Source organism: Stenotrophomonas sp. GL_101 (assembly GCF_057835675.1).
Genome location: NZ_CM174432.1, coordinates 1,216,606 through 1,228,375, shown reverse-complemented (window position 1 = coordinate 1,228,375; position 11,770 = coordinate 1,216,606). Strand labels below are relative to the sequence as shown.

General features: G+C 59.4%; 9 protein-coding genes. 5 read left to right on the top strand and 4 right to left on the bottom strand.

Annotated features, from left to right (window positions below; all coding sequences use genetic code 11):
* Window positions 1-366: 366 nt before the first annotated feature.
* Window positions 367-591 (bottom strand): helix-turn-helix domain-containing protein, encoded by a 225-nt coding sequence (locus AC3IR9_RS05495; protein WP_489294564.1) that lies wholly within the window; start codon window positions 589-591, stop codon window positions 367-369.
* A gap of 130 nt (window positions 592-721) precedes the next feature.
* Here AC3IR9_RS05495 and AC3IR9_RS05490 point away from each other — a divergent pair, with 130 nt between their 5' ends.
* Window positions 722-1,045, top strand: a complete 324-nt coding sequence (locus AC3IR9_RS05490) for a hypothetical protein (RefSeq protein WP_489294563.1) — start codon at window positions 722-724, stop codon at window positions 1,043-1,045.
* Window positions 1,046-1,792: 747 nt separating this feature from the next.
* On the opposite strand, the gene AC3IR9_RS05485 is transcribed toward AC3IR9_RS05490, so the two are convergent.
* From AC3IR9_RS05485 to AC3IR9_RS05475, 3 genes are all read right to left on the bottom strand, one after another.
* Entirely contained in the window at window positions 1,793-2,044 is a 252-nt protein-coding gene (locus AC3IR9_RS05485) for a hypothetical protein (protein ID WP_489294562.1), read from the bottom strand.
* A gap of 168 nt (window positions 2,045-2,212) precedes the next feature.
* A complete protein-coding gene (locus AC3IR9_RS05480) occupies window positions 2,213-3,775 on the bottom strand; it encodes an N-acetylmuramoyl-L-alanine amidase (protein WP_489294561.1) in 1,563 nt (520 codons plus the stop codon).
* An 821-nt stretch (window positions 3,776-4,596) separates the two neighbouring features.
* Window positions 4,597-5,022 carry a hypothetical protein gene (locus AC3IR9_RS05475; RefSeq protein WP_489294560.1) on the bottom strand — a complete coding sequence of 142 codons (426 nt, stop codon included), beginning with the start codon at window positions 5,020-5,022 and terminating at the stop codon, window positions 4,597-4,599.
* A 1,026-nt stretch (window positions 5,023-6,048) separates the two neighbouring features.
* Between AC3IR9_RS05475 and AC3IR9_RS05470 the strand changes: the two genes are divergently transcribed.
* Genes AC3IR9_RS05470 through AC3IR9_RS05455 form a run of 4 tightly spaced genes read left to right on the top strand, consistent with a single transcriptional unit; the run spans window position 6,049 to window position 11,725 of the window.
* Window positions 6,049-6,225 carry a hypothetical protein gene (locus tag AC3IR9_RS05470; RefSeq protein WP_489294558.1) on the top strand — a complete coding sequence of 59 codons (177 nt, stop codon included), beginning with the start codon at window positions 6,049-6,051 and terminating at the stop codon, window positions 6,223-6,225.
* 28 nt (window positions 6,226-6,253) lie between these two features.
* Window positions 6,254-7,510 (top strand): pyridoxal phosphate-dependent decarboxylase family protein, encoded by a 1,257-nt coding sequence (locus AC3IR9_RS05465; protein ID WP_489294556.1) that lies wholly within the window; start codon window positions 6,254-6,256, stop codon window positions 7,508-7,510.
* 52 nt (window positions 7,511-7,562) lie between these two features.
* Window positions 7,563-10,877, top strand: coding sequence for a non-ribosomal peptide synthetase (locus AC3IR9_RS05460; protein ID WP_489294554.1), 3,315 nt, complete (start codon window positions 7,563-7,565; stop codon window positions 10,875-10,877).
* Window positions 10,874-11,725, top strand: coding sequence for a cupin-like domain-containing protein (locus AC3IR9_RS05455; protein ID WP_489294553.1), 852 nt, complete (start codon window positions 10,874-10,876; stop codon window positions 11,723-11,725). Before AC3IR9_RS05460 ends, AC3IR9_RS05455 begins: the two co-directional genes overlap by 4 nt.
* The last annotated feature ends 45 nt before the right edge of the window (window positions 11,726-11,770 follow it).

Genomic DNA, 11,770 nt, shown 5'->3' with positions numbered 1-11,770 from the left:
GGAGGGCGGCTGTGGCCCCGTCGATGGGGCCTGCGCGCCTACCCAGGCAATGGCGCGTTGAGTGAAAGCATCATTGCGCTAAAGAAAAAGCCCGCTGAAAAGCGGGCCTTTCTGATCCAGACGCACCGAGGGCACGACTCAGAACGGTAGTGCCTACTTAAAGACCGTTGATAAAGGCGAAAACCACTGAAATGTAGAACCAACACTTCCGAATACGAACATACGAATGTTGTTAGCTTCACTTATTTCTATCAAATATCCACCAGAGGGTCAAACTGATCGAAAAGTGTTGATAGACGGGCATACTGTGCAGAGATAGGACCACGACAGCCGAATAGCTGCTTCGACTTCACCAGGAGTCAAAGCCTAGAGCGCGGCCGCTCTGAGCAACCGAGAAGCCGGCATTCGCAGAACCGCAGCGACTCGAAGAATAGTCGACAAGCGACAGTCCTTCCTCCCTTGCTCGATATGTCCCAACTGCGTCCGATGCATGCCCAGGGCCTCCGCGAGGTCCTCCTGGCTCATGCCCATCCGCTGCCTCTCCGCCTGAACGGCGCGGCCAAAAGCTAGTTGGTGAGGGGCAGTAGTCACCCGTCAAAGCTTTGTCTCTGCAGTACTTATGGTCTACAGTACTTACGGTAGCATTTAACTCGTGGGCAGCCGGTCCTCGGAAGACACGAGCCACATCTGCGGCTCCTTCGCCGCGTCGAAGGTAGCGACCATGAGCCTTTTCTTAGTAGACCCCGAATCGGACTTCACTCTGGAGTTAGCTCTGACGCGTGAGGGCGTGGAAGATGTCCGGCGCCAAATTTCAAAGATCCAGAGTGGCGGGGATCCGGAGACCTTCTCCAAGAGACTCGCCCTAGAATTGTCGCGGATTCTTCCTGAGTTGCTGGATTGGGATGTCAAACGCCCGACGAAGGCTCAGATCGCCTATGCCAAGACGATCTGCTACCAATTGAAGATCGATCTTCCGGAACAAGCGCTTAGGTCGCGTCAGGCAATGCATTTCTTCATTGCATCCAAAGGGAAACCCGCAAAATAAGGCTCCTTCTACGGCGAACTAGCTTTCAAAGTCACTACTAGCACAAGAGCTGATGCCCTCACACGGGCAGTCCCATCGGCTTCACCGCCCGCACCACTGGTATTGCCATTGTTGTGCATGCTGAACGCATGCTCGGTAGCGCTGCACTCCATGGTGCCGCTGGTGGAGGAGCCGATGGACGTACCTGCAGGCGAACTTGGGCACAGCTGCACCGAGCCGTTGCCGATGGATTGGGCAAATGGCACCGCGTCATCCGCTGGCAAGGTAAAGAACACACGGCATCGCCAGCAGCCAAACGCACGCCATGCGATGGATGGTGCGCTGGTGTCGGGCCCGGAAGGGGTTGCCCGTCATCCCTACGCGACGTAGCTCCAGGCGACCTCCCTAGCCCTTTGCGAGGATACGGGTGGCTTCCTGATTCTTGCGCCTGATCGCAATCTCTTCGACAAGGCTGAGTTATGTATAGCGCTGGATGTTGGCGTCACAGCTATCCACTGCCCGTCGCAATCCCTTCTGCGTCGGCTGCTGATTCCCTGGCCGATCTTGGCATTGGTCGAGTTCCTTCTGCTTCAATGCCCTGGTCTGATTCTCGTGCGCGATGCTCTTGATATTCTGAGCAATCCTGTTCTTCGACTGGACAATCTCGCGTTGAACGCGATTCAAATCGGCTATGTCTGTCGCGGTACTCGGCATGCTCTGGCCCTTCCCATGGTCGTTCACCGACTTCAACCCGTCCCAGGCTTTCTGTCAAACTAGGTGCGGGTGCGCACGCACGCGGTCACCGGCTGCGGTGTTGCGCACCGATGCCGCATGCGGCGGCTTCTCTACGTCCTCAGGCTTGGCGCGCACGGCGTTCTCCATACCGGGCTTGCCATCCTCGACCCAGCTCTCGATCTCGGCCGGCGTCAGGTCGAACTGGCGACTGGCCGCGGCTACCGTCGTCTTGCCCTGGATGATCTCAAGGACCAGTGCCGACTTGCGCCGTGCCGTCGAAATCAACGGGTCATTACAGGAGATGCTTCGTGTCAAAGTCGTTAACAGCACTGCTAGAGGGCACGAGTACCAATTCGCCAGCTACGCATAGTAGAAACAGGGCCAACGAAAAGCCCCCAGTTAGTGGGAGCTCTTCGCATGTGGCAGGTCCTTCATCCATGAATTCACTTGCCTTTACGCCCCTCCGCACTCCACGCTGAAAGTGGTCCTCGAAGTTACACCGTCGGCATCAATAAATGTAACGGCCCATCCGATGGTGAACCTTGGCATGGTGTCGCGAGCGGTGCAGGTCCCTTTAGTGACGAAAGAGTTATCCGTCGCTGCGGTCAACTTTTGCGTGCTGCCGGTGCACGTAATTCCAGAGGGACAGCTGGTTGCCTTACTAGTTCTCGTCACTGGAAATGTTGGGTTTCCAGTGAAATTCGATACGATGTTAAAGCTGCTAATTGAAGGTGCCTTGATATCAGGGGTGCTCGTGATTGCAAAGGGTTCGCAGGTTTTACCGAGGCGATACATCCGATAGCCCTTTTCGAATCCAAGCATGGCAGCTTTCTGGAAATTCGGGTCTTTAAGGGCGGCTTGATCCTCAGGGTTGGTGTGGAAGCCGACTTCCGCAATGACGGTGGACATATGGGCCTCACGCGTTTCAGCATTGTCATCCTCATGTACGCCGCCTATTGGGTAAGACTCGTACCCCGGAGTCGCATGGATGACCTCTTTCATGTAGCACAAAGCACTTTCCGCCAACTTCCTATCTTCCAATCGCCCAGGCTGATGGATCAGCCTCAGGCCGCGAGCGGTGGTGTCAGCAACGCCATTGGTGTGGATTTGAAGCAGTGTATCGACGTTCTGGTTGTTGGCGAACAGAGGACGCGCGTACAGGTCCTCTGTTCTTTCGATATCGCCCGTACGTGGCGAGGATGCTTTTGAGTTCCACACTGAAGTGAGATCAGGATACTTGCTCGCCAGATGGTACCTGGACGAAACTTTCCACCACTCGAGTCCACTCGGCCCATGGATCGTGGACTCCCGTGACCTGACGAATGATGTTGTTGCCCCACTTCTAGATATCAGTGCACTCGAGAGAAGCTCCGCCATCGGCGGGGTGATTAGATCTTCCAAGACGCCATTGTATTCGTCTCGCTGGTATCGCCAGTCCTTGTAGCCATAATGATAGTAGGACCCGTGCCCGGCGGAAATCATTACTTTTGGGGCGACTGCAGTCGGCAGAGAAAGAGCCGACGACTTGGTAGATGGTGAGATTTGAGGTGGCGTTTCGCGCTTGTCTTCAGGGAAATATTCGTACCGGTCTTTTCCGCTGAAAATAAAGCGCACCCCTGCCACTGGAACCTCTCCCTCCAGCAGTGTGAGAAGTAAGGTAGATACCTCATGCAGGTTGTCCTCGAACTGGGCTCCGTTGATTTCAGGGATGAAGTCTCTTCCCAAATCAACAATCAGCATCTCTCCTTTCCCATCAAACCTCACCGAAACCTTATGGTTGTTCGAGGCTTGCCCCTCCAACGGCGGGAGCCTGTCTACAATCCTCTGTGCTTCGTTGGTGAGATCGTATTCGAGCTGTGCTCGATCCAACGCCCTCATATGAACAACATTCTTAGGGCTATCGGTAACACCCGCATAGGTCATTGCATCTTTTTTGTCCGGTGAGGCGCTTAGCGCCTGGTCGGAGTAGAGCGAAAGCAGTACAGCTGCTGCAAGCACGGTGGCAGGGATCTTCATGATTCCATCTCCTTGGCTAGTATCTCTGCATCAGCGGCGCTAACTACCTAGGCCGCGCATAGAACCTACCACCACCGCTACGACGTTGCACGCGAAGTCTCAGTCTGTGCGTCACGCTGCCAGCAGGATTGGCCATGCCAACACCGCGCTTTTGTGACGCAAGTCCGCATCAGCGAAATATAGGACTTTTTCTAGATGCCTGCGCATCTCTCCTGGATAACGCTGTCATCAGTTGGGAGCACGTCGTGGCCAGCGAAAGCGTCAGGACGGTCGATGCCCTTTCTCCAGCGGCTACAAGGGATTGCATGATGAAAGTTCAGAACAGCAGCATCACCTACATCAATGCAGCTATCGGCCTAGCTCTGCTCGCCCCCATGCCCCCCCCCGTGGGCGTGGAGGTAGTGCAGCAGCAAGACCGCGCGAGACGATGCCAACCGTCAGGATGACAAACGGGATTTTGCCAAGGAAAAAGGCGATGGCGGCCCCTCGCCAGCCAGCTAACTGCCCCGGTTACGGCAACCGGCATCAGTGCCGGCACGCTGATCCCGGCCTTGTTCTTGACTGGAATCAACAGTGACTTGCTTGGTCAGATCACCGTGCAAGTATCCCAGCCGGTCTTCGACGCCGCCGAATGTCAGCTGCATGGATGGCTCCTCAACATGAGCCGTCATTGTCTCTCAGGTTGCCGGCCAGCGGCCGGCACTACCCCGGGAGCTGTTCAGAGCATCCCTAGCGGCCATGCGGGCCTCCTTCATGCGTTAGCCGGCCGTCCTTCCAGCTGCCGGCTTCGTTATAGCGGATGTGCTGGCAGCGCCCGGTCATCAGCGAGCGTAGTGAGTCACGTAGTCTTGCTTTTTATCGTTCCACCCAAAGCTGATACCAGTGACCGCAGAGAATTCATCGGCAAATACGCTGAAGATGCATATTAGGTTTTCAATCAAGAATTCGTAGACCCACTTATACCGCATGTAGTCAGAGAAGACGAGCATGCCCTTGAAAGCAGTGCCCTCTGACCATGTCTGCATCCAATAGTAGTGAATGAGCTGATTGCAAACATCGAGAATGCTCAGATCAACAGTCTCAGCATTTGCAATGTCAAATCGATCTTCCGGAAATCCTGCGCCTACAAATGTGAATGGCTTGATGCCGATCTTCTTGTAGCGAATTGCAGGTAGCCGAACGCTTCGAGCACGATCGCTGACCTTGGGGCGCTCAAGCAAGGAGCGGACCTGGAAGGCCACTAGCATTAGACGGCGCTCATACAGAACCAAGCTGCTTCTCGGACCATCTTCGATATTTGCGATGCCGCTTGAGCCACAGCACTTCTGCGCGCAGCTCTTGCCGCCAATAAGTTGACTCGATCATCCGTTTGAAGCCAGAAGTAGCTGCAGCTTAGATTGTCACCCATTGCAGAATTCATCAACGGGCAATGCCATCAGTCAGCGGGGTCGTCGGCCAAATGCGATCTTAAGCCTTGGTTCCTGCTTATTGCCCGTGCCAGCGCAGTCGGCTTGAAACAAAGAGAAGATGTCTTCCACACCCCTGATAAACATCCCAAATCGGGACGCAATCATCTGCCATTGGTCCAGCAGCGATTGGGCATCCTCGCTGACGCCATTGCTCGCCTGAAGACGAGCCAGCCAGTCCGGCTTACGTGGCTGCTAGGATTCGCCGGCAGGATTGAGTCTCGATAGCCGACAGCCAAGCGGCAGATAAAAATGATGGCATCTCCTCCGTTGCGCGCAGTGCCGCTGCGACATAGAGGGCTTGGCGCATCGCGACCTCTACCGCCTCTCCGGGCAGTGGCTCAGGTGCCGTACCGGGAGGGTCTTGCGCCGGCTCATCGCACCAAGGGCAGGGGCTTTGAGTGGTCGCGCGCCGGACGGCGGACCTGCGCCGACGGGGATCTGCCCTTCTACAGGATGACGAATGGACCTGGCTTCCATACACACGCAGGCAATTGCGTCTCACATCTTGCGCAGTCAGGTTGCGCGCCTCGGCAGCTCCGATTTCAGCTGCAACCCGCAGTGAAGGTAGTACCGTACGTCGTGCCAGGCTTGGTCGGTTGCTGCGCGATTATGAAAATGACTGGTGCTCGAACACCAGCGACATATTGCAGATGAAGCGTTGAAGGGTCGCCGAACTGGCGGCTCTGACGTAGCTCCGGATGCTACCCGCCATACTCGCGCAAAAATTCAAACTCCGTCACGGAGTGAAGATCACGATGCATGCGGTGCGTTGCCCGATCGGCGACAATCATGATGAATACGCACATGGAATTGCGGATCGGCTGCCTTGCTTGCACCGCAGCACATTGCCTGTTGATTTTTTGTTCCAGCAAAGGTGGCACGACGTTGGCCGTTGCGTTTGCCGATGATGGGGTATATTTTGGCGCAACCCAGCTGCCCGTCGTCGCTCTTCGGCAGATTGATTCGGAATGCCCCCCGTGACTTGGTTGCCACAAGGAAGGTTGCACCGATGGTACGTTACTGTTTGCCTGAACAGGGGCTCGAGGTCGCGCAGGTTCGCGAGCGTTTGACGGAAGCACAGCAAGGAGATTGGGGCGTACGCAGTGGGCGATTGCCGCTGCATTGCTACTTCGCCAGCGAAACGGTAGACGAAATCTCGCGGGCGGCATTCATTCAGTTCGCTGATGCCAACGTGCTGGCCCCGAAGGCGTTTCCAAGCTGCCACAAGATGGAACTCGAGGTGGTGGCGATGGCGCTTGGCCTGCTCAATGCGCCGCTCGATGCCTCCGGCAGCATCACTTCCGGCGGCACCGAAAGCATCATCCTCGCGTTGAAGGCTGCAAGGGATGAGGCTGCAGAGCGACATCGCACTGACAAGCCCTCGATTGTCATTCCGGATTCGGCGCATCCTGCCTTCGACAAGGGGGCACAGCTTCTGGGCTTGAGTGTGATCCGCGTCGCGGTAGATGCTGACATGCGCAGTGATGTCGCGGCGATGGAAGCGGCGATCACCCCCGATACAATCCTGATCGCAGGTTCCGCACCCTCGCTGCCATTCGGCCTGGTGGATCGCATCGAGGAACTTTCCGACCTTGCGATGCGCCATGGGCTGTGGCTTCACGTCGATGCCTGCGTGGGAGGCATGCTGGCACCTTTCGTCCGCGAACTGGGCCATCCCCTCCTGGCGTTTGATTTCTGCATGCCCGGTGTGCGCTCACTTTCTGCGGATCTACACAAATTCGGCTATTCGGCGAAGGGCGCATCGCTGGTGCTCTATCGCAGCGCAGATGATCAGCGCTTTCAGTTCAATCATTTTGCCAATTGGCCCAAAGGGGGCTACTTCACGCCAACGCTCGCTGGAACCCGTTCTGGAGGCCCGATCGCCTCGGCCTGGGCGGTGATGCATCATCTGGGGCGGCGCGGATACCTAGACATCACAACGGCCCTGATGAACCTGCGCGCGCGTTATCTGGAGCAGCTCGAGGGCATCGAGGGGCTGCGCCTCGTGACGGCGCCGGATCTCACCATCATTGCCTTCACCGCCGTGGATCTGGATATCTTCGATATTGCCGCGAAGATGAGCACCCGCGGCTGGTATATGAGCCTGGTGGGCAGGCCCAAGGCCATTCACCAGACGTTGAATCTTGTTCACCACGCACGTTTTGACCACTACTTCGGCGACCTTCGACAGTCTGTTGCCGAAGTCCGGGCTGCGACAGCCAGGGGCGAACCTGCCGAGCAGGACTATCTGGTGCTGACCTACTAATTGCCGGTCAGTGACCGACACCGACCGCTGACCGCTGACCGGACGAGGCGTGATGAACAGTAAGGATGCGATTCTGCGTGGTCTCAGTCGTGCCCAGCTCCAGGATCTGTTGGCACGATCGAAACACATGACGTCGAAGGTGGCCTCTTCTGCGCCCGTCATCGAACGCATCGAACGCGGCGGTGATCTGCCCCTGTCCTTTTCGCAACAGCGCTTGTGGTTCATCGCCAGGCTTGAACCACATGCTACCCACTACAACATAAGCGCAACCCTCGCCCTGCGGGGGATGTTGGACACGTCGGTGCTCAGAACCGCGCTCGACGCGTTGTATGCCCGCCATGAAGCGCTGCGATCGGTGTTCGTCGAACGCGGCGGCGAGCCACAGGTACGTCTGCTTGAGCCCTCGTCAGGCCTTCCATTCACTGTGGTCGATGCACGCCAGTCCGAACAGGCTCCGAACGACGCTGCCTTTGATCTCAGCGTGGGTCCGTTGGCGCGCGCTTACCTAGTCCGGGTCGGTGAAGATGAGCACCTGCTGACGTTGTCGCAGCACCACATCGTCTCCGACGGATGGTCGTTGGGCATTCTGGTGCAGGAATGGTGCGAGTTGTATCGCGCCATTGTGGAGATGCGCGAGCCGGCGCTGCCGGTGTTGACCATCCAGTATCCCGACTTCGCCGCATGGCAGCGTGCGCACATGACCCGGGAACGGCTGGAGGCCGGACTGGACTATTGGCGTGGGCAGCTGACGGGGGCTCCGGAGCAGCTGATGTTTCCCACTGACAGACCGCGCCCTTCACGCCAGTCCACCGAGGGCGCGAGCGTGCCGATCGCTGTGGGCGATGCGTTGACCGCGCGCCTGAAGGCGCTTGCGCGCGCGCACCACTGCAGCCTTTACGTAATCCTGCTGGCGGCCTGGAGTATCGTGCTGTCACGTCTTTCGGGCCAGGATGAGGTGGTGATCGGCAGCCCATCAGCCAACCGCGACCGGCGCGAGATCGAGCCGCTCGCCGGGTTCTTCGTGAACACGCTGGCGCTGCGCGTCAATCTGTCCCGGTCTCCCTCGCTCGCGCAGCTTGTGGCGGCTGTACGCGACACCGTCCTGGCAGCGCAGGAGCATCAATCGGTTCCTTTCGAGCTGATCGTTGAGACGCTCAACCCTCCCCGTCGGCGCAATGCGACGCCCTTGTTCCAGGTGATGTTCAACTGGCAGAACAACCGGGAGCCGCGATTCGATCTTCCGGGGCTCAGCGCAGAGGTGGTGTCGCGCCCGGTAACGCAGGTTAAATTCGACGTCGAGCTAAATCTCAGCGAACAGGGCGCGGGCATCGCCGGCACGTTCAACTATGCGACCGCCCTGTTCGATGCTGGCACCCTCAAGCGTCATGCGGCGTATCTTACCGAGACGCTGCAGGCGATGGTCGAGGGCGACGCGCAGCCGGCGCTGCGGTTGCCGATGCTGCCCCGGGCCGAATACGATCTGCTGATTGATCGCTTCGCCGCCGGTGCGCCCATGCCCCCCCCCCAGCGCTGCGTGCACGATATGTTCGAGGCACAGGTGCGTACGCGCGGGGGGGCGGTGGCGATCGAGTGCGGCGCAGAGACGGTCAGCTACGCCGAACTGAACATGCGTGCCAACCGCATCGCGCATGCACTGCGCACGCGTGGCGTGCGCCCCGAGCAACGTGTGGCGTTGTTCCTGCGTCGCAGCGTGGATATGGTCGCCGCGCTACTGGGCGTGCTCAAGGCGGGGGCCGCCTACGTTCCGCTCGACCCCGGCCTGCCGCTGCAGCGCCTGGCCTACATGCTGGCCGATGCTGCGCCTGCGTGCGTGCTCAGCCATTCCCCTGTTCGCGGGTTGCTGCCCCAAACCGACCTGCCGGTGCTGGCGCTGGATGCGCAGGAGGCCTGGGCCACGCAGCCCGCGCATGATGTGGCGCTGGCCGACAGCGGGGTGTCCGGGCGGAGCCTGGCCTACGTTATCTATACCTCCGGTTCCACCGGTGCGCCCAAGGGTGTGATGGTCGAGCATCATGCCCTGTCACAGTACCTGGCGTGGGCAGTGCAGACCTATCCGTCGCAGCCGTCGATGGTGGCGCTGGTCTCCTCCCCGCTCGCATTCGATGCCACCCTCACCAGCCTGTTCGTACCGCTGCTGTGCGGGGGACGTGCGCTGCTGCTGTCCGAGGACAACAGCCAGGGCGAGCTAGAGGCACTGCTGGGCAGTGAGCGGCATATCGACCTGATCAAGATCACCCCGCAGCACCTGCAGCAGCTGGGGGAGCGCCTGCGGCGTGAATCGCGGCGCCCGAAGGTGGGTTGCTTCGTGGTGGGGGGCGAGGCATTGCCGGCCAGCACGGTCGCGACGTGGCGCGAACTCGCACCCGGGGCCCGGATCATTAACGAATACGGACCAACCGAAACGGTGGTCGGCTGTTCCATCTTCGAGGCCAGCGCGTCGTTCGACGTGACTGGTGGCGTGGTTCCCATCGGCCGCCCCATTGCAAATGCCTGCATCCATATCGTCGACCACCACCTTCAGCTGGTTCCCTTCGGGGCGGTTGGCGAGCTGTTGTTGGGCGGCCCGCAGGTGGCGCGCGGCTATCTCAATCAGCCTGCGCTGACGGCGGAGCGCTTCATTGCCAACCCGTTCGACCCTGCTGCCGGCCTAGTCTATCGCAGCGGTGATCTCGGGCGCTGGCAGGCCGATGGCAGCATCGAATACCTGGGCCGCAACGACTTCCAGGTCAAGGTGCGCGGCTTCCGGGTGGAACTGGGGGAGGTCGAAGCGCACCTGTCTGCACTGGAAGGGGTCCAGGACGCCGTCGTCATCGCGGGTGACGACGGCGCCAGCGGCAAGCAGTTGGTGGCCTATGCGGTAGCGCGCGAGGGCGCGGCGCTGCAGGTTTCTGTACTGCGTGCGGCGCTGGCCCGCGCCCTGCCCAGCTACATGGTGCCGGCAGCGATCGTGTTGTTGCCAGCACTGCCACTCACCGCGAATGGAAAGCTCGACCGCGCCGCCCTGCCCGCACCTGGCCTGCAGGCACGCGCCACGCAGTCCTATGTAGCTCCGCAGGGGGAGCTGGAAGAAAGCGTTGCGCGGATCTGGGTCGAACTGCTTGGCGTGCCGCGCGTGGGGCGCAAAGACCACTTCTTTGAACTGGGTGGGCACTCTCTGATGGCCACCCGGATGCTCAGCCGGGTGCAGGAGGAACTGGACGTGACCCTGGAGCTGTCGAGCGTGTTCGACCACCCGCAACTGTCCGACTTCGCCGAAAGCATCCTGATGGGCATCTACTCGCGCCTGGGGCCTGGTAGCGACGTTGAGGCGCTGATAGAAGACATTACTGATCGGAAAGCACAGTGAACAAGATTGTCAGGAAGCCGGTCATGACACCGGAAGCGTTCATCCAGGACCATCTGCAGGCCAGTGTGCCGGTGATCGTCACCGATGCGATGCGGGACTGGCCCGCACTGGAGCGATGGTCTCCGGCCTACTTGAAACAGAAATGCGGCGATATGGAGGTGCAGGTCTATGATGATCTGTTCGCGCTGCAGAACATCGAAGCGCTTTCCGATTACCTCGACAGCAACTTCGGCAAGCCGGCTGGCACCCGCTGCAACCAGTACGTGCGTGCCTATGTCCGCTTCAAGGATGTTGACTTCAGCTGGGCCGACAGTCTTTTCGATGCCTTGGCCGACGACTGGGATCATCCCACTTTCTTCCCCCGCGACGCCTTCGTACTGCCGCGCACCCCGCCGGGGGGGGGATGTTCGCCGGTAACCGACCTGTTCCCGTACAAGGGACTATTCATCAGCGGCGGTGGCGCCCGTACGCGGCTGCACCGGGACCCGTTCGGCACCGATGCCGTGCTGTGCCAGTTCTATGGCGAGAAACGGCTGGTGTTCTACGCCCCGGACGCGGCTGCCAGCGTGATGGATGCAAACGGCTACGTTGACCCGCAGGACATCGATGCAGCGCGTTTCCCTGCGTTCGGCGCCGTCGCGCCGACCTTCGAGGATGTACTCCGGCCCGGCGAGATCCTGTTCATCCCGGGCTCTTGGTTTCACGACGTCACGTCCTTGTCCGATTCGATTTCGGTGACATGGAATTTCGTCCACGAGTCACACGCCGAGTCCTATCGGCGCGAGGTCGCTGACATGCGCAACGACTTTGACCGCGACATGCTCGCCTATCTTGGCGGCCGGGGCTGACCCCTGCTCCGTCGCGCCTGAATTTTTCCGCAGCACTCTCAAATG